This is a genomic window from Rhodoplanes sp. P11, from assembly GCF_964266735.1.
Classification (GTDB): domain Bacteria; phylum Pseudomonadota; class Alphaproteobacteria; order Rhizobiales; family Xanthobacteraceae; genus Rhodoplanes; species Rhodoplanes serenus.
Window position 1 is genome coordinate 323,397 of sequence record NZ_CAXWGY010000019.1, and the last position, 21,222, is coordinate 344,618.

Genomic DNA, 21,222 nt, shown 5'->3' on the forward strand with positions numbered 1-21,222 from the left:
GCGGCAAATGAACTGCGGGTGTAATCTGCACGGGATGCAAGTATCACGTTTGTGAACGAATCGTGACGGGCTATGGGCGTCCCATTCACGAAAGCTAATTCACACATGTGAGAGAATTGCTGACCACACGGCCCGTTCTCGATCCTCCCTACGACGGCGACCGCGGCAATGCGGAGGAACCAACCTCACGAGAACTAGTGTTTTCGGGCTACGGTTTTCCCCCTGTGGAGGCGCGCCGATTGTGAACGAGGTGCCGGCGGCCGCTCCGATCGGCTGCGGAGGAGCCGCCGCGCCCGGCTCGCGCCGGCGGCGTCTTCTTTCCGGCTCATTTACCTTGCTGAATCGTTTCGGTTCCGCGCCCCCGCCGGGGTGCGTACAGTGCGCAAGGGCCGGTCTGTGCGCCGGTCGTCCGTGCCGGATCGAGCGTCCTGCTCCAGGGGGGAGCCGGGCGCGCGTTCGGCCGACACGGTCATGAGGGGGTCTTCTCGGATGATCCGGGGGGAGTTTGGGGGACGACTGGGCCGCTTGGCGCGCATCGGCGCCGCCGCCGTCGCATGCACGACTCTGGCGCAATGCGGGGCCGGCTCGGGATCGCTGTTTCCGCAGATCGATCCGCGCTACGGCGTGGCCGCGAGCCCGCGCGTCGTCGAGCCCGGCGATCCGGTGCCCAAGGGCGGCGGCGCGTTCCGCATCGGCAAGCCCTATGTGGTGGGCGGCCGCATGTACGTGCCCGAGGAGGACGTGAACTATCGAGCCGAGGGCCTTGCCTCGTGGTACGGCACCGACTTCCACGGCCGCCGCACCGCCAACGGCGAGGTGTTCGACATGCACAGCATGTCGGCCGCTCATCCGACCCTGCCGATGCCGAGCTACGTGCGGGTCACCAATCTCGGCAACAACCGCTCGATCGTGCTGCGGGTGAACGATCGCGGGCCGTTCCATCAGGGCCGGCTGATCGACGTGTCGATCAAGGCCGCCGACATGCTCGGCTTCCAGGCGAACGGCACCGCGCGGGTGCGGGTCGAGTATGTCGGCCGCGCGCCGCTCGAAGGCTCCGACGACGGCGTGCTGATGGCGACGCTCCGCCATGGCGAGCCGGCGCCGCCGCCCTCGCTGGTGATGGTCGCCGCGACCCGTCCGTTCGTCCCGGCCCTGCGGGGCGTCGCCGGCGGCCCGCCGCCGCCACGCACCGGCGTGCCGATGCCGCCGGAGCGGCCGTTCAGCCTCGGCCTCGACGGCGACGGCACCCCGACCCGCACCGCCGGCCGGAGCTGAGCCACTCGCCATCCTGCATCGGACACGAAGGCCGCGCCGCGAGGTTTGCCGGCCGAGAGCGGTCGCGCCGTCGACCGATCGACGATCGAATCGCCGATCGGCCCCGGGGGGCGGGCCGCGAGAGAGCTGTAGCGGGCTCTCAGGATTTCGGCGCAACCATCAGTGAAGAATGATGGTTTTTCGCGTGACTGCGATCGGCATTGTCCCGGCGGGCGGACCGCGCCATTGTTCCGGCCAACTCTGCGGGATACCCACGGCCATGATTCGACGGCTTCTTCGCCAAGCGGCGGGACTTTTCGCTCGCCATCGGACGGGCCGACACGGCGCGGCGCGCCTTGCCCTCGCGGCCGGGGTGTTGCTGCTCGCCTTCGCGGCCGGGGCGCTCGCCGCCAACAACTCGGTCACCGGCCAGAAGAAGGAGGAGGGCGGCTTCCAGACGGCCGCCCCCACCGCGATCCTGATCGACGCCGAGACCGGCACGGTGCTGTACGAGAAGGCGGCCGACACGCCGACGGCGCCGTCCAGCCTCGCCAAGCTGATGACCGCCGAGGTGGTGTTCAACGAGATCGTCGCCGGCCGCCTCACCCTCGACCAGGAGTTCATGGTCAGCGAGGACGCCTGGCGGCGGGGCGGGGCGCCGTCCCACACCTCCAGCATGTTCGCGCCGATCCACTCCAAGGTGCGGGTGGAGGACCTGCTGCGCGGGCTGATCATCCAGTCGGGCAACGACGCCGCCATCGCGCTCGCCGAGGGCATCGCCGGCAACGAGCGCAATTTCGCGATCCAGATGACCAAGCGGGCGCGCGAGCTGGGCCTGACGCGCTCGACCTTCGGCAACGCCACCGGCCTCTCGGACCCGGCCAATGCGGTGACGATGCGCGAGCTGGCCCGCCTCGCCCAGCACATCATCAAGACCTATCCGCAGTTCTTCCCGATCTACGGGGAGCGCGAATTCACCTGGAACAAGATCCGCCAGCTCAACCGCAACCCGCTGCTGCCGCTCAACATCGGCGCCGACGGCATGAAGACCGGCTTCACCGCCGAGGGCGGCTACGGTCTGGTCGGCACGGCGCTCCAGAACGGCCTGCGGCTGATCGTGGCGATCAACGGCCTGAAGACCGCCAAGGAGCGGGCCGACGAGGGCAAGCGGCTGCTCGACTGGGGCTTCTCGGGGTTCGAGGCGCGGCCGCTGTTCGCCGAGGGCCAGGCGATCGGCGACGCCAAGGTGTATGGCGGCGATCGCGGCAGCGTGCCGCTGGTGGCGGACCGCGCCGTCTCGGTGCTGGTGCCGAAGAACACCACGGACCGCATCTCGGCCCGCATCGTCTATACGGGGCCGGTGCCGGCGCCGGTTCAGCAGGGCCAGGCGATCGGCCGCCTGCGGGTGATCCGCGGCGAGAACGTCACCCTGGAGGTGCCGCTCAAGGCGGCCGAGGCGGTCGAGCGCGGCACCCTCCCGCAGCGCGCCATCGACGTGGTGACGGAGCTGTTCATCGGCCTGGTGCGGGCCGGGGTCGCGCGCATCTAGCGCCGTGGGCCGAGGATCGCGGAGACCGGCATGCGCGGCAAGTTCATCACGTTCGAGGGCGGCGAGGGCTCCGGCAAGTCGACCCAGGCGACCCGCCTGGCCGAGCGGCTGCGGGCTCTCGGCATCGCGGTCGTGCAGACCCGCGAGCCGGGCGGCTCGCCGGGCGCCGAGATCGTCCGCCATGTGCTCCTCGCCGGCGCCGCCAAGCCGCTCGGGCCGGAGGCCGAGGCGATGCTGTTCGCGGCCGCCCGGGCCGACCATCTCGACCGCACCATCCGGCCGGCGCTCGATCGCGGCGCCTGGGTGGTGTGCGACCGCTTCGCCGATTCGACCCGCGTCTATCAGGGCACCGTGGGCAAGGCCGATCCGGCGCTGATTAGGGCGCTGGAGCGGGTCGCGGTCGGCGACACCCGGCCCGACCTCACCCTGGTGCTCGACCTGCCGGCCGAGGTCGGCCTCGCCCGGGCGGACGGCCGCCGTGAGGGCGGCGCCGTCGACCGCTTCGAGAGCGAGGCGCTCGGCTTCCACGCGGCGCTGCGCGACGCCTACCGGGCGATCGCCGAGGCGGAACCCGGGCGCTGCGTGGTGATCGATGCCGCCGGCCCGCCCGATCAGGTCGCCGATGCGGTCTGGGCGGTGGTGTGCGCCCGGCTCGGCGCCGCCCAGATCGACGGCCCGCCGTCCACCGACGGCCCACCGGCCGGGACCGCCGCGCGGGCGGTGGCGGCCGTGCCGTGAGCCGGGCGCCCCGCGTCGCCCGCGAGCAGCCCGCCGCGGTGCGCCATCCGCGCGAGACCGCGACCCTGGTCGGCCACACCGCCGCCGAGGCGATGCTGCTGGACGCCTACAAGTCCGGCCGGGTGCCGCATGCCTGGCTGATCGCCGGCCCGGCCGGCATCGGCAAGGCGACGCTGGCCTATCGGTTCGCCCGCTTCGTGCTCGCCCACCCGGACCCGGCGGCGCCGGCCGTGCAGGCGGCGACCTCGCTCGCGGTCGATCCTGACCACCCGGTGGCCCGGCGCATCGCCGCCGCCACCGAAGGCGGGCTGCTGGCCTTGCAGCGGACGCCGGGCGAGAAGTCAGACACCCTGCGCACCGTGATCACCGTCGATCAGGTGCGCGAGACGGTCGGCTTCTTCGGCGCCACCGCCGGCGGGGGCGGCTGGCGGGTGTGCCTGGTCGACACCGCCGAGGAGCTGAAATATCCCGAAGGCGCCAATGCGTTGCTGAAGATTCTGGAGGAGCCGCCGCAACGCGGCCTGCTGCTCCTGGTCAGCCATGCGCCGGGCCGCCTGCTGCCGACCATCCGGTCGCGCTGCCGGCTCCTGACCCTGCGGCCGCTGGCCGAGGCCGAGGTGGTGGCGGCCGCCGCGGCGGCGCTCGGCCGCCCGGCCGACGACCCCGGTCTCCTCTCCGCGGCCGCCGAGGCCGACGGCTGCGTGGCGCGCGCCATCGCGCTGTCGGGCGGGCCGGCGCTCGCCCTGCGCGAGCGCGTCGCGGCGCTGCTCGACCAGCTTCCCGATCTCGACCCGCGCGGCCTGCACGCCCTCGGCGACGCCCTGGAGCGGGCCGACCGCGACGTCGTCGAGGCGTTCGTCGAGACGGTGCGGGACTGGCTCGGGCGCGAGCTGCACCGGCCGCCCCAGGATCTGCGCCGGCTGGCGCCGCTCGCCGACGCCTGGCAGCGCCTCGACACCGCCGCCCGCGATGCCCTGACCCTCAACCTGGACCGGCGGGCGCTGGTCTTCACGGTGTTCGGCTCGCTTGCCGAGGCGGCCCGGGGTTGATACGCCCAGGGCGACGACATCATTCGCGTTTCTCGTCAGTCCGGGACGGCGCCGCGCGCCGGACCCGGAATCCAGCCACCCCGCCGAGTTCGCGGCTGGATTCCGGGCCAGCACCCTTCGTGCGCCCCGGACCGACGGCTGCCTCTGCGGGTCCGGGACAACCATGGCCAAGCGCTTCTACATCACCACCGCGATCGCCTATCCGAACGGCGCCCCCCATATCGGCCATGCCTACGAGGCGATCGCCACCGACGCCATCGCCCGCTTCATGCGGCTCGACGGCTACGACGTGTTCTTCCTGACCGGCACCGACGAGCACGGCCAGAAGATGGTGCAGACCGCCGCCCGCGAGGGGCTGACGGCGCGCGCGCTCGCCGACCGCAACGTGGCTCTGTTCCAGGCCATGGTGAAGCGGATGAACTGCTCCAACGACGACTTCATCCGCACCACGGAGGAGCGCCATCATGCCTCCTCGAAGGCGATCTGGGAGCGGATGGCCGCCAACGGCGATATCTACCTGTCCAAATATGCCGGCTGGTACTCGGTGCGCGACGAAGCGTTCTACGCCGAGAAGGAGACCACGCTGGGCGACGACCAGGTGCGCCGCGGCCCCACCGGCACGCCGGTCGAGTGGGTCGAGGAGGAGAGCTGGTTCTTCCGCCTGTCCGCCTACCAGCAGAAGCTGCTCGACCTCTACGAGCGGGTGCCGGACTTCGTGCTGCCGCGGGAGCGCCTCAACGAGGTGGCGAGTTTTGTCCGCGGTGGACTTCAAGACCTGTCGATCTCGCGCACCACCTTCGACTGGGGCATCCCGGTGCCGGGCGACGAGCGGCACATCATGTATGTGTGGGTCGACGCGCTGACCAACTACATCACCGGCGTCGGCTTCCCGGACACCGAGAGCGAGTCGTTCAAAAAGTACTGGCCGGCGGATCTCCACGTCATCGGCAAGGACATCGTGCGGTTCCACGCCGTCTACTGGCCGGCCTTCCTGATGTCGGCCGGCGTCGCGGTGCCGCGCCGGGTGTTCAGCCACGGATTCCTGTTCAACCGCGGCGAGAAGATGTCGAAGTCGGTCGGTAACGTCATCGATCCGTTCGCGCTCGCCGACGCCTACGGGGTCGACCCGCTGCGCTACTTCTTCCTGCGCGAGGTGCCGTTCGGGCAGGACGGCAACTACTCGCACGAGGCGATCGTCGCCCGCATCAACGCGGATCTGGCCAACGACCTCGGCAACCTGGCGCAGCGGTCGCTGTCGATGCTGGCCAAGGCATTCAAGGGCGTGCTGCCGGAGCCGGGCGACTTCACCGAGGCCGACGCGGCGATCCTCGCCGCCGCCGACGCGCTGGTCGGCAAGGCGCGCGACGCCATGGCGACCCAGCAGATCCACCGGGTGCTCGAGGCCGTGTGGGCCGTGGTGGCGGAGGCCAACCGCTACTTCGCCGGCGAGGCGCCGTGGGCGCTGGCCAAGACCGACCCGGCCCGCCAGGGCACGGTGCTGTACGTCACCGCCGAGGTGATCCGCCAGGTCGCCATCCTGGCCCAGCCGGTGATGCCGACCGCTTCGGCGAAGCTGCTCGACATCCTGGCGGTGCCGGCGGAGGCGCGCGACTTCGCCCGGCTCGGCGGCCACGAGCGGATCGCGCCCGGCAGCCAGTTGCCGGCGCCGGCGCCGGTGTTTCCGCGCTGGATCGAGCCGGCGGCGGAGTGACGCCATATTGCTCGGTCTTTCCGGGGCGCTGCGGAGCAGCGAGCCCGGAATCCAACCACGAACCCGGAGCCTGCTGGAGTCCGGGCTCGCGCCTGCGGCGCGCCCCGGAATGACCGCGGAGTAGGTCCATGCTGGTCGACTCGCACTGCCATCTCGATTTTCCGGACTTTGCCGACACGCTCGACGATGTGGTGGCGCGGGCACGGGCCGCCGGGGTCGGGCGCATGCTGTCGATCTCGACCCGGGTGCGCCGGCACGATGCGCTCCTCGCCATCGCCGAGCGCTACGACGACGTCGTCTGCTCGGTCGGCACCCATCCGCATCATTCCGGCGACGAGCGCGACGTGACGCTCGACGACCTCCTGACACGCGCCGCGCACCCCAAGGTGGTGGCGATCGGCGAGGCCGGGCTCGACTACTTCTACGACTACGGCCCGCGCGACGCCCAGGCGGCGAGCTTCCGCATCCATGTCGAGGCGGCGCGCCGCACCGGCCTGCCGCTGGTCATCCACAGCCGCGACGCCGACGCCGACATGCAGGCGATCCTGGAGGAGGAGGCGGCGAGGGGGCCGTTCACCGCGGTGCTGCACTGCTACACGAGCGGCCGCGCGCTGGCGATGCGCGCCGTCGCGCTCGGTCACTACGTGTCGTTCACCGGCATCCTCACCTACAAGAAGACCGAGGCGCTGCGGGCGCTCGCCGCCGCGCTGCCGGCCGACCGCATCATGGTGGAGACCGACGCGCCGTATCTCGCCCCCGGAAAATTCCGCGGCAAGCGCAACGAGCCGGCCTACGTGGTCGAGACCGCTCGGGTGCTGGCCGAGATCCGCGGCGTGCCGCTCGACACCATCGCGCGGGAGACGACGGAGAACTTCTTCCGGCTGTTCTCCAAGACGCCGCGACCCGGGACGGCCGCATGAGCCTGACGGTCACCATCCTGGGCTGTGGCTCGTCGGGCGGGGTGCCGCGCCCGGCGCTGGGCTGGGGCGTGTGCGATCCGACCAATCCGCGCAACCGGCGGCGGCGCTGCTCCATCCTGGTCGATCGCGACGATGACGGCGGACGCACCCGCGTGCTGGTCGACACCTCGCCGGATCTGCGCGAGCAGCTTCTCGACGCCGATGTCGAATGGCTCGACGGCGTCCTCTTCACCCACGAGCACGCCGACCATACCCACGGCATCGACGACCTGCGCGGCCTCTTCATGCACCGCCGGCGGCGCCTGGATCTGTATCTCGACGAGCCGACCTGGCGGGTGATGTTCTCGCGCTTCGGCTACTGCTTCGTCACCCCGCCCGGCAGCCAGTATCCACCGATCGCCAACGAGCACCGCATCGCGCCGGGCGAGCCGGTAACCATCCAGGGGGCGGGCGGTCCCATCACGGCGCTGCCGTTCCGCCAGAACCACGGCGATATCGACTCGCTCGGCTTCCGCTTCGGCGGCATCGCCTATTCGAGCGACCTCGTGGTGCTGCCGGAGGAGAGCGCCGCGCTGTTGCACGGCCTCGACCTGTGGATCGTCGATGCGCTGCGCGACAAGCCGCATCCGAGCCACTTTTCGGTCGATCAGGCGCTGGCCTGGATCGACCGCCTGAAGCCCAAGCGGGCGATCCTCACCAACCTGCATTCCGACCTCGACTACGAGGACCTGAAGGCCCGGCTGCCCGACAATGTCGAGCCGGCCTATGACGGCATGCGGGTGAGAGTGGGGTAGGGTCGGGCGCACGCTCTGTCGTCGGGTCGAACGAAGCGAAAGAGGAGTGGCTGGCCCCGACGGGGCTCGCCTCCGGCTCGACCCATCCCACGAGCCGGCGCGGGGAGTGATGGAGGCATGGCCGCGACCGCGAACCCGGTCGGCGGACGACGAACGATCCATCGGTCCGATCGAACACCGGCGAGGGTGTGGTGACGTTCACGGTCTACGAGTTCGCCGTCGTCGACGGCCAGGAATGGATCGTGCCGGCCGACGAAGCCGACTTCGAGCGGTTCTGGGCGATGGACGGGACGGTGATCGACGACTGGGACCCGCCCGTCATGAGCATCGTGCGGGACGAGAGATCCTATTCGGACTTTCCGTGGCTCGGCGAGCATGTGCCGTTCCTGAGAGAGCCTGCGGTGCAGGCTCTCGGGCCGGCGCTGCGGGCATTCGGGCAGCTCCTGCCGGTGCGCTGCGAGGATGTGCGGCTGTTCAACGTCACGACGGTGCTCGACGCGCTCGATCGTGACCGCTCCGACATCGTGTCCTTCGACGACGGCGCCATCCTGGCGATCGAGCGCCACTGGTTCGACATCCGCCGCATCGGGACGGCCGAGATCTTCAAGCTGCCAATCCGCGCCTCCTCGGTCTACGTGACCGACGGGTTCGTCGAGCGGGTACGCCAGGCCGGGCTTCGCGGGGTCTCGTTCCGGGCGGTTTGGACTGCGGGGGTGTGAGCAACCGCATGCCCGACGGGTGTCGCCTTGGGCGAGGCGAGGGCGACGGGCCGGGTCCCGGCACGTCACGGTGAAGTCGCCGAACCGTGGTGCCGGTCCGGGGTTGTCGTGGCATCGGCCCCCGACCGGAGCACCCCCATGCCTGTCGTCCGCCGCCGCCCCGTGGCGGCGACCGCACCGTCCCCGCCTGTCACTGTTCTCCGCGGGCCGTGGGGCGTCACCGTCTCGCTCGCCTTCGTGGTGCTCGCGTTCGCGGCCGAGGCGCCGCTGCGCGACGCCGTCGCGGCGACCGGCCTGCCGGCCCGCGCCGCCGCCGGATGGCCGCGCGCCCTCGACGCGGTCGCGATGTGGGGCAGCACCCTCCTGGTGATCATCCTGGCGGCGCGGCTGACCGACGTGCGACTGCGCGACTATCTGGCCTGGCGAGCCCCACAGCCGCGCCATCTCCTCCTTGCGGCCGGATTTGTGCTGACGCTGTATGGCGCTCTGGTCGGCATCACGCTGCTGGCCGACACCGTCGCGATTCATGCCGATCACCGCGGCCGGACGGCGCCGGGTGCCGGGCCGCTCGCCGTGGTGCTCGCTTGGTGGTCGACCGTGCTGCTGGCGCCGATCGTCGAGGAAAGCGTGTTCCGCGGCTTCCTGTGGCGCGGCATCGCGCACCGGCATGGCGCCGCCGCAGCGCTGCTGCTGACCTCCGCGGTGTTCGCGGCGTTCCACTGGGGCTACTGGCTGCGCGGCGGCGACGTCGACCTCCTGACGGTCGCCCACTATCTGGTGATGGGCGGCGTACTCGGCGCCTTCCGGCTGGTGAGCGGGTCGACCCTCGTCCCGATGGTGGCGCATGCGCTGGCCAACGCCTCGCTGGCGGCCTTCCCGACAGTGGTGACGGCGCTCGCGTGAGCGGGCATCTTCCGGACTTATCCCCGCTTCGGAAAGTAGTCCTATACTTGGCTCGTCTCGCTCGTCGAGGGACGTCGGCCGGTGACGTCGGGCGGCGGAGCGAGCCGGTGAGGTGCGGCGATGGCGTCTCCCTCGGGAGCCGCCGGAGCCGCGCCACGGCGGGATCGGAACCCGCCGGTCAAGCCGGCCGTCGGTGCTGGGGTAGCGCCCCGACCGGCGGACGCGGCGTCCGCGCGCCCGGCCCCGTCGGCCGGGTTCCCGGCGGGTCCGCGGGAGCAGCCGGCACGGGCACAACGGACCCGTGGACGGACCGACGGGCGACGCGGACCACCGCGGCGCCGCGACGGCCGGAGACCCGGCCCGCCCACCCGACAACGCCGCGGCGGAGCGCCGGGAGGCGTGCGTGCGGCGATCCGCACGCGCGGCATCCCGACGGATGCCGAACGAACCAGCGCCTGCCGGCGCTCCGCCTCCCTCGGTCGCCATGGCGGCCGAGGCACGGGTCATGGGCACAGCCCGGGCGCTCCGGCGCCGCGGGGACAGCAGCGTCTCGGCCGCAATGTCATCCCTGGAAGGACGAGAAGCCGGGAGCGCCGAGAAGCCGGAAGCTCGGAGAAGACGAGAGCGCGCTCCCTCTCCCCGCGTGCGGGGAGAGGGTCGGGGTGAGGGGCGAGCGGGAAGGGGGCCGGCAGGTCCCGATCCCCGCGCCTTGCGGCGGCAGGCCCGCATGCGTAAGTAAAACCCGCACTCGAACCAGAAGGTCGCCATGGTCGTCGTCCTCGACACCGTCAACGGTCCGCCGCGTCCCCGCCATCCCGAGAAGGCCCACCGCCCGGACAGCGTCGTGCAGCGCAAGCCGGACTGGATTCGCGTCAAGGCGCCGGTGTCGAAGGGCTATGGCGAGACCCACGGAATCGTGCGGGCGCACGGCCTGCACACGGTGTGCGAGGAGGCGGGCTGCCCCAACATCGGCGAGTGCTGGGAGAAGAAGCACGCCACCCTGATGATCATGGGCGAGACCTGCACCCGGGCCTGCGCGTTCTGCAACGTCAAGACCGGCCTGCCGGGGCCGCTCGATCCGGACGAGCCGGCGCGCGCCGCCGAGGCGGTGGCGACGCTGGGGCTCTCCCACGTGGTGGTCACCTCGGTGGACCGCGACGATCTCGCCGACGGCGGCGCGGCGCATTTCGCCGCCACCATCGCGGCCATCCGGGCCCGGGCGCCGGGCACCACCGTCGAGGTGCTGACCCCCGACTTCCTGCGCAAGCCGGGCGCGATCGAGACCGTGGTGGCGGCGCGGCCCGACGTGTTCAACCACAACCTGGAGACGGTGCCGTCGCTCTATCTCACGGTGCGGCCGGGCGCCCGCTACTTCCACTCGATCCGGCTGTTGCAGCAGGTCAAAGAGATCGATCCGGAGCGCTTCACCAAGTCGGGCATCATGGTCGGGCTCGGCGAGACCCGGAACGAGATCCTCCAGGTGATGGACGACCTGCGCTCCGCCGACGTCGACTTCCTCACCATCGGCCAGTATCTCCAGCCGACCCGCAAGCATCATCCGGTCGCCCGCTTTGTTCCGCCCGACGAGTTCAAATCACTCGAAACCATTGCCTATGCGAAGGGATTTCTGATGGTCGCAGCGTCGCCCCTGACCCGCTCGTCGCACCACGCGGGAGACGACTTCCGTCGTCTCCAGGCGGCCCGCGCCGGAAAGCGTTGAGGCGATGCCGCGCTTTCGCGCTCGCCGGCGGGTCCGCCACGCCGCCGACGAGATGTTCGACCTCGTGGCCGACATGGACAGCTACCCGGAGTTCGTGCCGCTGTGCACCGGCATGAAGGTGCGCGGCCGCACCAGCGTGGGCGAGGGGGTCGAGGTGGCGATCGCCCGGATGACCGTGTCCTACAAGGTCTTCCACGAGCACTTCACCACCCGAGTGACGATGGACCGGCCGGCCCTGACCATCTCGGTCGACTATCTCGAGGGTCCGTTGAAGGTCCTGTCCAACCGCTGGAGCTTCAGGCCGCTCGACGATGGGTCCAGCGAGGTGGAGTTCTACATCGACTACGAGTTCAAGAGCCGGATGCTGTCCACCCTGATGGGCGCGGTGTTCGACGCGGCGTTCCGCAAGTTCGCCTCGGCGTTTGAGGCGCGGGCCGATGTGATCTATGGCACCAGCCGCCGGCCGGCGGTCGCGGGCGAGTGACACGACCGGCGTGCGCTCACGCCGCCAGCTCTTCCAGCATCGCCAGGGCCTCGGCGACGGCCGCCCGGCGCACCGTGGCGCGTCCGAGATCGCCGAACCGGCATTCCCGGTGGATCAGCCGGCCGTCGCGGGCTGCCGCGGCGAAATGGACGAGGCCGACCGGCTTCTCGACCGAGCCGCCGCCGGGTCCGGCAATGCCCGTGATGGCGACGGCGAGATGGACGGGCGCAACCGCGAGCACGCCCCGCGCCATCGCCTCGGCGGTCGCCCGGCTCACGGCGCCGTGCGCCACGAGGGTCGCGTGCGGCACCCCGAGCAGGCGCTCCTTGGCGGCGTTGGAGTAGGTGACATAGCCGGCCTCGACCACGTCGGAGGAGCCGGCGATCTCGGTGAGGGCGGCGGCCACCAGGCCGCCGGTGCAGGACTCGGCGGTCGCCACCGTCAGGCCGCGCGTCCGGCAGGCGTCCAGCACCCGCCGGGCGGCCGCCTCGATCTGCTCCGGGGAGGACGCGGCGCCGCCCGTCACGGCGTCGCCCACGGCAGCCGCACGGTGGCGGTGGCATACGCCACCAGCCCCTCGGAGCGGCCGATGAAGCCCATCTTCTCGCTGGTGGTGGCCTGGAGGCCCACCCGGTCGATCGACACCCCGGCGATCTCGGCGATGCGGGCCCGCATGGCCTCGCGGTGCGGGCCGAGGCGGGGCGCCTCGCACACCACGGCGACGTCGAGATGAGCGATCAGGCCGCCGCGCGCCTTCACCCGCTCGATCGCATAGGCGAGGAAGCGGTCCGACGAGGCGCCCTTCCACTGCGGGTCGCTGGGCGGGAAGTGGACCCCGATGTCGCCCTCGGCCAGCGCCCCGAGCACGGCGTCGACGAGGGCGTGCAGCACCACGTCGGCATCCGAATGGCCGGACACGCCCTGGGTGTGCGGGACCTTGACGCCGCCGAGCCACACATGATCGCCCTCGGTGAAGGCGTGGACGTCGTAGCCGCTACCGACCCGCACGTCGCCGAGCCCGGCGAGAAGCTCGGCCTCGGCACGACGGAAGTCGTCCGCCGTGGTGAGCTTCACGTTGCCGGGCTCGCCCTCGAACACGGCGACGCTGAGCCCGGCCCATTCGGCGAGCGCGGCGTCGTCGGTGAAGTCGTGGCGGCCGGCGGCCGCTGCCTTGCGGTGGGCGGCGAGGAGGGCCGGATACACGAACGCCTGCGGGGTCTGGACGGTGCGCAGCCGGCTGCGGTCGAGGGTCTCGGCCACCCGGCCGGCGCCGTCCACCACCTTGACGGTGTCGCTCACCGCGAGCCCCGGGATCGCCGCCCCGGTGCGGCCGGCCGCGATCGCCCGGTCCAGCAGGGCCGGCGACGCGAAGGGCCGCGCCGCGTCGTGGACCAGCACGATATCCGGGGCGCGGTCGGCGAGGGCCTCCAAGCCGGCCAGGACCGAGGCCTGACGGGTCGCCCCCCCATGGGCCGGCCGCAGGACGGCCAGGCCGGCCGCCGCCTCGGCGAAGCGGCCTTCGTCATCGGGATGAATGACCGGCTGCACCGCCGCGATCCCGGGGTGAGAGGTGAACGCCGTCAGCGTGCGCCGCAGGACGGTCGTGCCGGCGACGCTGCGGTACTGCTTCGGCAGGTCTCCGCCGACGCGGGTGCCGCGTCCTCCTGCCACGACGACGGCAGCCACTCCCCCGGTCATGATTTCAGTCTCCTGGCGATCATCTCTTGAGACATTGGTTTAATCTGCGCCCGATCGTGCGGGAAGCAGTTTCGGGACGCGGGGCGGTATCGTACGCAAGTAGCACGCGCGCCAGGCTTGATCTGAGGCGCGGTTTGGCTAATGTCTAAGCAACTTCATAAGTCGCCCATTTGATAGGCATGCATGACTCCTGATGCCCGATCGTCACAGTTCCTTTCGGTCGGGTCGGTGGCCCTGCCCAATCCGGTGTTCCTGGCGCCGATGTGCGGGATCACGGATGCACCGTTTCGCCGGCTGGTGGCAAGGCTCGGGGCGGGCGTCGTCGTCTCGGAGATGACCGCCTGCGCGGCGCTGGCGGCCGGCAAGGCGGAGGCTCACCTGCGGCTGGAAGGCCACGGCGTCGGCCTGCACGTCGTTCAGATCGCCGGACGCGAAGCCCGCTGGATGGCCGAGGGCGCCCGCATCGCGGCCACGGCAGGCGCCGATGTGATCGACATCAACATGGGCTGCCCGGCCCGCAACGTCACCAACGGGGCCGCCGGCTCGGCCCTGATGCGCGATCTCGATCATGCCGAATCGCTGATCGCCGCGACGGTCGGCGCCGTCGACATGCCGGTCACCCTGAAGATGCGGCTCGGCTGGGACCACGACTCTATCGTCGCGCCGGAGCTCGCCCGGCGGGCCGAGGCGGCCGGCGTCCGCCTCGTCACGGTGCACGGTCGCACCCGCTGCCAGTTCTACGATGGCCGCGCCGATTGGGACGCGGTGCGGGCCGTCAAGGACGCGGTGCGCATCCCGGTGGTGGTCAACGGCGACATTCGGGGCGAGGACGATGCCGTGACGGCGCTCGCCCGCTCGGGGGCCGACGGCGTGATGATCGGGCGCGGCGCCTGCGGGCGCCCCTGGCTTCCCGGACGGGTGGCGCGCTTCCTCGCCTCCGGCCGGCGTGAAGAACAGCCCGATCTCGACACGAGGCTCGGCTGGCTGCTCGAACTCTACGACGCCATGCTCGGCTTCTACGGGACGCGGCTCGGCAGCCGCCAGGCCCGCAAGCATCTCGGCTGGGCGCTCGATGCCGCCGCCGCCGACACCGGCACGCCGGCCACCGACCTCAAGGCGTGGCGAAGCCGGGTGCTGACCAGCGAGGACCCGACCACGGTGGTCGACCGCCTCGCCGATGCATTCGCCGCGTTCAAGTGGAAGGCCGCCGCATGACATCCGCCCCCGCCGATGCCCGCACCCCCGGGCGCGCCGCCGAACGAGCCCCCGAACGCGCCTTCGGTGCCCTCGGGGACACCTCGGCGACGGCCGTGCTCAACTCGTTGCCGCATTCCGTCGTCGTCGTCGGCCCGAACGGCGAGATCGCCGATGCCAACACGGCGGCCGAGCACTTCTTCGACATGTCGGCGCCGTTCCTGCGCCGCTACAAGCTGCGCGATCTGGTGCCGTTCGGCAGCCCGGTGCTGTCGCTGATCGAGCAGGTGCGGCGGCGCGGGGCGGCCGTCAACGAGTACAAGGTCGATCTCGCCACGCCGCGCATGTCGGGCGAGCGCATCGTCGACCTGCACGTCGCGCCGGTGCCGGAGAGCCCCGGCCATGTGGTGGTGATGCTCCAGCTTCGCTCCATCGCCGACAAGATGGACCGCCAGCTCACCCACCGCGGCGCCGCCCGCTCGGTGACGGCGCTCGCCGCCATGCTGGCGCACGAGATCAAGAACCCGCTGTCCGGCATCCGCGGCGCCGCGCAACTGCTGGAGCAGGCGGCCAGCGACGACGACCGCATCTTGACGCGACTGATCTGCGACGAGGCCGACCGCATCGTGAAGCTGGTCGATCGCATGGAGGTGTTCGCCGACAAGCCGCCGGTCGACCGCGAGCCGGTCAACATCCATGTCGTGCTGGAGCATGTGAAGCGGCTGGCCCAGACCGGCTTCGCCCGCCACATCCGCTTCGTCGAGGATTACGACCCGTCGCTGCCGGCGATTCTCGGCAATCGTGATCAGCTCGTGCAGGTGTTCCTCAATCTCGTGAAGAACGCCGCCGAGGCGATCGGCCCCAACGCCACCGACGGCGAGATCCAGCTCACCACGGCGTTCCGGCCCGGCGTCCGCCTGTCGCTGCCCGGCAGCAAGACGCGGGTGTCGCTGCCGCTCGAGTTCTGCGTGAAGGACAACGGTCCCGGCGTGCCGGAGGACCTGCGGCCGCATCTGTTCGAGCCTTTCATGACGACGAAGCCGACCGGCAGCGGGCTCGGCCTCGCGCTGGTCGCCAAGATCATCGGCGATCACGGCGGCATCGTCGAGTGCGAGTCGCAGCCGCGCCGGACGTCCTTCAGTGTCCTGATGCCCATGTACAAGGGCGACGACGCCGGGCGCGACAGCGCCGACCGGCGCGGCGGCCCGGCCCCACGAGGATGACGATGCCCACTGGCCGAGTTCTGGTCGCCGACGACGACGCCGCGATCCGCACCGTTCTCAATCAGGCCCTGTCGCGCGCCGGATACGAGGTCCGCTCGACAGGGCATGCCGCCACCCTCTGGCGCTGGGTCAGCCAGGGGGAGGGCGACCTCGTCATCACCGACGTGGTGATGCCGGACGAGAACGCCTTCGACTTCCTGCCGCGCATCAAGAAGCTCCGGCCCGACCTGCCGGTGATCGTGATGAGCGCCCAGAACACCTTCATGACGGCGATCCGCGCCTCCGAGCGCGGCGCCTACGAGTACCTGCCCAAGCCCTTCGACCTGAAGGAGCTGATCACCATCGTGGGCCGCGCTTTGGCCGAGCCCAAGGAGGTGGCCGCCAAGGCGGCACCGGCCGACGAGATGGAGGCGATCCCGCTGGTCGGCCGCTCGCCCGCCATGCAGGAGATCTACCGGCTGCTCGCCCGGCTGATGCAGACCGACCTCACCGTGATGATCTCGGGCGAATCCGGCACCGGCAAGGAGCTGGTCGCCCGCGCGCTGCACGACTACGGCAAGCGGCGCTCCGGCTCGTTCGTCGCCATCAACATGGCGGCGATCCCGCGCGATCTCATCGAGTCGGAGCTGTTCGGCCACGAGAAGGGGGCGTTCACCGGCGCCAATGCCAGAAGTCCCGGCCGCTTCGAGCAGGCCGAGGGCGGCACGCTGTTCCTCGACGAGATCGGCGACATGCCGATGGAGGCGCAGACCCGCCTGCTGCGCGTGCTCCAGCAGGGCGAGTACACGACGGTCGGCGGCCGCACGCCGATCAAGACCGATGTGCGGATCGTGGCGGCCACCAACAAGGACCTGCGCATCCTGATCCAGCAGGGGCTGTTCCGCGAGGACCTGTTCTTCCGCCTCAACGTCGTGCCGCTGCGGCTGCCGCCGCTGCGCGAGCGCACCGAGGACGTGCCCGACCTCATCCACCACTTCTTCTCGCTCGCCGAGCGCGAGGGCCTGCCCGCCAAGCAGATCGAGAAGGCGGCGCTCGACCGCCTCAAGCGCTACCGTTGGCCCGGCAATGTCCGCGAGCTGGAGAACCTGGCGCGCCGCCTCGCCGCCCTCTACCCGCAAGAGACCATCACGGCGGCCGTCATCGAGGGCGAGCTGGCGCAGCCGAGCGTCGCCGCCACGACCGACGAGGCGCGTCCCGACGAGACCCTGTCGGCCTCGGTGGAACGTCACCTCGCCCGCTACTTCGCCGGCTTCGCCGACGGGCTGCCGCCGCCCGGCCTCTACCATCGCGTGCTGCGCGAGGTGGAGCACCCGCTGCTCTCCGCCGCTCTGGTGGCGACCCGCGGCAACCAGATCAAGGCGGCCGAGCTTCTCGGGGTCAACCGCAACACGCTGCGCAAGAAGATCCGCGATCTCGACATCCGGGTGATCCGCAGCGCCGGCTGAGAGCCCGGCCGGGGAGGGTGCGACGGTGGCGGCCGACCGGCAGCGGTGCCGGGCTGGCGTCCTCGCGGTCTCGTGAAAAGACGGCCGCCGTTGATTCGTCTCAATTCGGCAACAATGTTGTACAAACGCCTCATCCGGGGCGGATGTGGCGCGGGCGAAGCGAGGCGTCCCCGGCCCGAGGGGGGTGCATGGCAACGGTCCAGGACGCAGCGCCGGCCGAGCTGACGGACGCGGCGAAGCCCGGCCAAGGCGGCGGCCAGGGCGGCGCCGGAACCCGGATCATCGGGCCGATCGGGGTGGCGGCCGCGCTGGTCTCGGCGCTGGCCACCTTCCTGGTGCTGGCCGGCCTCACCCCGATCGTGCCCACCCACAACGTCGTGGTGAGCCTGCTGCTGGTCAACGGCGTTGCCGTGGCGCTGCTGCTCGGCGTCATTGGGCGCGAGGTCTGGCAGATCGTCCAGGCGCGCCGCCGCGGCACCGCCGGGGCCCAGCTCCATGTCCGCATCGTCGGCCTGTTCTCGGTGATCGCCGCGGCTCCGGCCGTGCTGGTCGCCGTGGTGGCCTCCATTACCCTCGACCGGGGCCTCGACCGCTTCTTCACCGAGCGCACCCGCGGCGTCATCACCAACTCGCTGATCGTCGCCGAGGCGTACCTCACCGAGCACGCCCAGGCGCTGCGCAGCGAGGCGCAGGCGATGGCCTTCGACGTCGGCCGGGCGCGGCCGCTGTTCGACCAGGATCGCGACCGTTTCCGCCAGTTCTTCACCGCCCAGGCCCAGGTGCGCGGACTGCCGGTGGCGAGCCTTCTGGCCAAGGACCAGACCGTGCTGGAGCGGGCCGAGATCAAGATCACGGGGCTCGACATCCCGGTTCCGAGCGTCGCCATCCTGGCCAGCGTCGGCGAGACCGAGCCGCAGGTGATCCTCAACCCGGACGGCAACTACGTGGCGAGCGCCATCAAGCTGCGCGGCTACGACGACGTGGTGCTGTTCGTGGCGCGGCCGCTCAATCCCGTAGTGGTGTCGCAGTTCCGCGAGACCCAGACCACCATCAGCGAGTTCGCGGCCCTGGAGGCGCGGCGGCTCGGCATCCAGATTGCCTTCGCGCTGATGTTCACCGTCATTGCCCTGACGGTGCTGCTCTCCGCGGTGTGGATCGGCTTCAACTTCGCCAACCGGCTGGTCGCCCCGATCCGCCGGCTGATTGGCGCCGCCAATATCGTCTCGACCGGCAATCTCTACGTCCAGGTGCCGGTGCGCCGCGCCGAAGGCGATCTCGCCCAGCTCGGCGAGACCTTCAACAAAATGACCTACGAGCTGCGCACCCAGCGCGACGACATCGTGCGGGCCCGCGACGTCATCGACAGCCGGCGTCGCTTCACCGAGGCGGTGCTGGCGGGCGCCAGTGCGGGCGTGATCGGTGTCGATGCCGACGGACGCATCAGCATCCTCAACCGCTCGGCCGAGAAGCTGATCGGCGCCGTCGAAACCGACGTGCTCGGCAAGCCGCTGGTCGAGGTTGTGCCGGAGCTGGCCGAGATGTTCACCGGCGCCCGCGCCACCGGGCAGCGCTTCGCCCAGGGACAGGCGTCGATCACCCGGGCCGGCCGCGAGCGCACCGTCTCGGTGCGTCTCACCACCGAGCAGTCGGCCGATCCCGAGCACGGCTACGTCTTCACCCTCGACGACATCACCGACCTCGTGACGGCGCAGCGCACCTCGGCCTGGGCCGACGTGGCCCGCCGCATCGCCCACGAGATCAAGAACCCGCTGACCCCGATCCAGCTCTCGGCCGAGCGCCTGCGCCGCAAGTACGGCAAGGTGATCGTCGAGGACAAACAGGTGTTCGAGCAGTGCACCGACACCATCGTCCGCCAGGTCGAGGACATCCGGCGGATGGTCGACGAGTTCTCGCGCTTCGCCCGCATGCCGAAGCCCGTGATGGTGGAGGAGGATGTCGCCGACACGGTGCGCCAGGCGGTGTTCCTGATGCGGGTCGGCCATGCCGACATCGACATCACCGCCGACATCCCCGACGGGCCGATGCCGGCGTGCTTCGACCGCCGGCTGATCTCCCAGGCGCTGACCAACATCATCAAGAACGCCACCGAGGCGATCGCCGCGGTGCCGTCCGGCGAGATCGAGCGCGGCCGCATCCATGTGACCACCGCGCGAGACGGTGACGACATCGTCATCGACGTGATCGACAACGGAATCGGGCTGCCGAAGGAGAACCGCCGGCGGCTGCTCGAGCCCTATGTGACCACCCGCGAGAAGGGCACCGGCCTCGGGCTCGCCATCGTGGGCAAGATCCTCGAAGAGCACGGTGGCCGCATCGAGCTGCACGACGCCGCCGAGCACACCCCCGGAACGCGCGGCGCATGGCTACGGCTCCGGTTCGCCGCAGCCCCCGCCGACGCAGACCACCCGCAGCAGGACGAGCAACGACATGGCGTCTGACATCCTGATCGTCGACGACGAAGCCGATATCCGCGAGCTGGTGGCCGGTATTCTGGAAGACGAGGGGTACGGAACCCGGACGGCGCGCGACTCCGACGACGCGCTCAAGGCCATTCAGGCGCGTCGGCCCAGCCTGGTGTTCCTCGACATCTGGCTGCAAGGCTCCCGGCTCGACGGGCTCCAGCTCCTGGCCACCGTCAAGGCCGAGCATCCCGAGCTGCCGGTGGTGATGATCTCGGGCCACGGCAATGTCGAGACCGCGGTCTCCGCCATCAAGCAGGGGGCCTACGACTTCATCGAGAAGCCGTTCAAGGCCGACCGCCTGGTGCTGGTCGCCGACCGGGCGCTGGAGAACTCGCGGCTCAAGCGCGAGGTCAAGGAGCTCAAGCAGCTCGCCCCGTTCCCCTCGACCCTGGTGGGCCGCTCGCCCGCCCTCAACCATCTGCGCCAGACCATCGAGAAGGTCGCCCCCACCAACAGCCGCATCATGGTGGTCGGCCCGTCGGGGGCCGGCAAGGAGCTGACCGCCCGCACTCTGCACGCGCTCTCGGGACGCTCCAGCGGCCCGTTCGTGGTGATCAACGCCGCCGCCATCACGCCGGAGCGGATGGAGACCGAGCTGTTCGGCATCGAGCAGACCAACGGCAGCGAGCTGCGCAAGGTCGGCGCCCTGGAGGAGGCGCACGGCGGCACGCTGTTCATCGATGAGATCGCCGACATGCCGCGGGAGACCCAGAGCAAGATCCTGCGGGTGCTGGTCGACCAGCAGTTCCTGCGGGTCGGCGGCACCACCAAGGTGGCGGTCGACGTCCGCATCGTGTCGTCGACGGCGCGCAACCTGGAGGAGGAGATCGCCGCCGGACGGTTCCGCGAGGACCTCTATCACCGCCTGTCGGTGGTGCCGATCCGGGTGCCGCCGCTGGCCGAGCGGCGCGAGGACATCCCGGATCTGGTCGAGCATTTCCAGGAGCAGATCTCGCAGGCGACCGGCCTGCCCAAGCGCCGCATCGGCGACGACGCGCTCGCCGTGCTCCAGTCGCACGACTGGCCCGGCAACGTCCGTCAGCTCCGCAACAATGTCGAGCGGCTGATGATTCTCGCCGGTGGTGACCCGGATGCCATCATCACCGCCTCGATGCTGCCGCCCGATGTCGGCTCGATGGTGCCGGCCATGCCGCGCGGCAACGGCGGCGAGCACCTGATGGGGATGCCGCTACGCGACGCCCGCGAGGCGTTCGAGCGCGAGTATCTGCGCGCCCAGATCAGCCGCTTCGGCGGCAACATCTCGCGCACCGCCGAGTTCGTCGGGATGGAGCGCTCGGCGCTCCACCGCAAGCTCAAGGCGCTCGGAATGGATTGATC

The 21,222-nt window shown here is 71.0% G+C and carries 18 protein-coding genes; 16 read left to right on the plus strand and 2 right to left on the minus strand.

Going from position 1 to position 21,222, the window contains the following annotated elements:
* Positions 1-525 precede the first annotated feature (525 nt).
* From ACFQUV_RS20635 to ACFQUV_RS20685, 11 genes are all read left to right on the plus strand, one after another.
* A complete protein-coding gene (locus ACFQUV_RS20635; protein ID WP_371851744.1) occupies positions 526-1,275 on the plus strand; it encodes a septal ring lytic transglycosylase RlpA family protein in 750 nt (249 codons plus the stop codon).
* 259 nt (positions 1,276-1,534) lie between these two features.
* The gene (locus ACFQUV_RS20640) at positions 1,535-2,803 is read left to right on the plus strand and encodes a D-alanyl-D-alanine carboxypeptidase family protein (protein WP_129611148.1); all 1,269 of its coding nucleotides are present in this window, start codon (positions 1,535-1,537) and stop codon (positions 2,801-2,803) included.
* 30 nt (positions 2,804-2,833) lie between these two features.
* Positions 2,834-3,541: a dTMP kinase gene (gene tmk, locus ACFQUV_RS20645; protein ID WP_129611149.1), complete on the plus strand. Its 708-nt coding sequence runs from the start codon at positions 2,834-2,836 to the stop codon at positions 3,539-3,541.
* Positions 3,538-4,590: a DNA polymerase III subunit delta' gene (locus ACFQUV_RS20650; RefSeq protein ID WP_129611150.1), complete on the plus strand. Its 1,053-nt coding sequence runs from the start codon at positions 3,538-3,540 to the stop codon at positions 4,588-4,590. The genes tmk and ACFQUV_RS20650 overlap by 4 nt, the downstream gene beginning before the upstream one ends.
* 163 nt (positions 4,591-4,753) lie before the next feature.
* The gene (gene metG / locus ACFQUV_RS20655; protein WP_129611151.1) at positions 4,754-6,301 is read left to right on the plus strand and encodes a methionine--tRNA ligase; all 1,548 of its coding nucleotides are present in this window, start codon (positions 4,754-4,756) and stop codon (positions 6,299-6,301) included.
* Between the two features lie 128 nt (positions 6,302-6,429).
* Positions 6,430-7,221 carry a TatD family hydrolase gene (locus ACFQUV_RS20660; protein ID WP_129611152.1) on the plus strand — a complete coding sequence of 264 codons (792 nt, stop codon included), beginning with the start codon at positions 6,430-6,432 and terminating at the stop codon, positions 7,219-7,221.
* On the plus strand, positions 7,218-8,015 hold the full coding sequence (locus ACFQUV_RS20665) for an MBL fold metallo-hydrolase (RefSeq protein WP_129611153.1): 798 nt from the start codon (positions 7,218-7,220) through the stop codon (positions 8,013-8,015). The genes ACFQUV_RS20660 and ACFQUV_RS20665 overlap by 4 nt, the downstream gene beginning before the upstream one ends.
* A gap of 191 nt (positions 8,016-8,206) precedes the next feature.
* On the plus strand, positions 8,207-8,734 hold the full coding sequence (locus ACFQUV_RS20670; RefSeq protein ID WP_129611154.1) for an imm11 family protein: 528 nt from the start codon (positions 8,207-8,209) through the stop codon (positions 8,732-8,734).
* A 138-nt stretch (positions 8,735-8,872) separates the two neighbouring features.
* Complete coding sequence (locus ACFQUV_RS20675; protein WP_129611155.1) at positions 8,873-9,637, plus strand: CPBP family intramembrane glutamic endopeptidase; 765 nt, start codon at positions 8,873-8,875, stop codon at positions 9,635-9,637.
* Between the two features lie 766 nt (positions 9,638-10,403).
* Positions 10,404-11,357, plus strand: a complete 954-nt coding sequence (lipA, locus tag ACFQUV_RS20680) for a lipoyl synthase (RefSeq protein ID WP_378395609.1) — start codon at positions 10,404-10,406, stop codon at positions 11,355-11,357.
* Between the two features lie 4 nt (positions 11,358-11,361).
* Entirely contained in the window at positions 11,362-11,841 is a 480-nt protein-coding gene (locus tag ACFQUV_RS20685; protein WP_129611340.1) for a type II toxin-antitoxin system RatA family toxin, read from the plus strand.
* 16 nt (positions 11,842-11,857) lie between these two features.
* Here ACFQUV_RS20685 and ACFQUV_RS20690 read toward each other — a convergent pair whose 3' ends face one another.
* Positions 11,858-12,379 (minus strand): CinA family protein, encoded by a 522-nt coding sequence (locus tag ACFQUV_RS20690; RefSeq protein ID WP_307719480.1) that lies wholly within the window; start codon positions 12,377-12,379, stop codon positions 11,858-11,860.
* The gene (locus ACFQUV_RS20695; protein ID WP_129611339.1) at positions 12,364-13,539 is read right to left on the minus strand and encodes a bifunctional 2-C-methyl-D-erythritol 4-phosphate cytidylyltransferase/2-C-methyl-D-erythritol 2,4-cyclodiphosphate synthase; all 1,176 of its coding nucleotides are present in this window, start codon (positions 13,537-13,539) and stop codon (positions 12,364-12,366) included. The genes ACFQUV_RS20690 and ACFQUV_RS20695 overlap by 16 nt, the downstream gene beginning before the upstream one ends.
* A gap of 183 nt (positions 13,540-13,722) precedes the next feature.
* Here ACFQUV_RS20695 and dusB point away from each other — a divergent pair, with 183 nt between their 5' ends.
* From dusB to ACFQUV_RS20720, 5 genes are all read left to right on the plus strand, one after another.
* Positions 13,723-14,754 carry a tRNA dihydrouridine synthase DusB gene (gene dusB, locus ACFQUV_RS20700; RefSeq protein ID WP_129611338.1) on the plus strand — a complete coding sequence of 344 codons (1,032 nt, stop codon included), beginning with the start codon at positions 13,723-13,725 and terminating at the stop codon, positions 14,752-14,754.
* Positions 14,751-15,956 (plus strand): nitrogen regulation protein NR(II), encoded by a 1,206-nt coding sequence (locus ACFQUV_RS20705; RefSeq protein ID WP_129611337.1) that lies wholly within the window; start codon positions 14,751-14,753, stop codon positions 15,954-15,956. The genes dusB and ACFQUV_RS20705 overlap by 4 nt, the downstream gene beginning before the upstream one ends.
* A gap of 2 nt (positions 15,957-15,958) precedes the next feature.
* The gene (gene ntrC / locus ACFQUV_RS20710; RefSeq protein WP_111383473.1) at positions 15,959-17,401 is read left to right on the plus strand and encodes a nitrogen regulation protein NR(I); all 1,443 of its coding nucleotides are present in this window, start codon (positions 15,959-15,961) and stop codon (positions 17,399-17,401) included.
* A gap of 188 nt (positions 17,402-17,589) precedes the next feature.
* The gene (locus ACFQUV_RS20715; protein WP_129611336.1) at positions 17,590-19,860 is read left to right on the plus strand and encodes a PAS domain-containing sensor histidine kinase; all 2,271 of its coding nucleotides are present in this window, start codon (positions 17,590-17,592) and stop codon (positions 19,858-19,860) included.
* Positions 19,850-21,220 (plus strand): sigma-54 dependent transcriptional regulator, encoded by a 1,371-nt coding sequence (locus ACFQUV_RS20720; RefSeq protein WP_111383471.1) that lies wholly within the window; start codon positions 19,850-19,852, stop codon positions 21,218-21,220. Before ACFQUV_RS20715 ends, ACFQUV_RS20720 begins: the two co-directional genes overlap by 11 nt.
* The last annotated feature ends 2 nt before the right edge of the window (positions 21,221-21,222 follow it).

Bases quoted from the DNA above. Each gene is read 5' to 3' on its own strand.
- ACFQUV_RS20720 (WP_111383471.1), top strand. From the start codon at position 19,850: ATGGCGTCTGACATCCTGATCGTCGACGACGAAGCCGATATCCGCGAG.
- ACFQUV_RS20660 (WP_129611152.1), top strand. From the start codon at position 6,430: ATGCTGGTCGACTCGCACTGCCATCTCGATTTTCCGGACTTTGCCGAC.
- ntrC (WP_111383473.1), top strand. From the start codon at position 15,959: ATGCCCACTGGCCGAGTTCTGGTCGCCGACGACGACGCCGCGATCCGC.
- tmk (WP_129611149.1), top strand. From the start codon at position 2,834: ATGCGCGGCAAGTTCATCACGTTCGAGGGCGGCGAGGGCTCCGGCAAG.
- ACFQUV_RS20705 (WP_129611337.1), top strand. From the start codon at position 14,751: ATGACATCCGCCCCCGCCGATGCCCGCACCCCCGGGCGCGCCGCCGAA.
- ACFQUV_RS20685 (WP_129611340.1), top strand. From the start codon at position 11,362: ATGCCGCGCTTTCGCGCTCGCCGGCGGGTCCGCCACGCCGCCGACGAG.
- lipA (WP_378395609.1), top strand. From the start codon at position 10,404: ATGGTCGTCGTCCTCGACACCGTCAACGGTCCGCCGCGTCCCCGCCAT.
- ACFQUV_RS20715 (WP_129611336.1), top strand. From the start codon at position 17,590: ATGGCAACGGTCCAGGACGCAGCGCCGGCCGAGCTGACGGACGCGGCG.
- dusB (WP_129611338.1), top strand. From the start codon at position 13,723: ATGACTCCTGATGCCCGATCGTCACAGTTCCTTTCGGTCGGGTCGGTG.
- ACFQUV_RS20675 (WP_129611155.1), top strand. From the start codon at position 8,873: ATGCCTGTCGTCCGCCGCCGCCCCGTGGCGGCGACCGCACCGTCCCCG.
- ACFQUV_RS20695 (WP_129611339.1), bottom strand. From the start codon at position 13,539: ATGACCGGGGGAGTGGCTGCCGTCGTCGTGGCAGGAGGACGCGGCACC.
- metG (WP_129611151.1), top strand. From the start codon at position 4,754: ATGGCCAAGCGCTTCTACATCACCACCGCGATCGCCTATCCGAACGGC.
- ACFQUV_RS20640 (WP_129611148.1), top strand. From the start codon at position 1,535: ATGATTCGACGGCTTCTTCGCCAAGCGGCGGGACTTTTCGCTCGCCAT.
- ACFQUV_RS20665 (WP_129611153.1), top strand. From the start codon at position 7,218: ATGAGCCTGACGGTCACCATCCTGGGCTGTGGCTCGTCGGGCGGGGTG.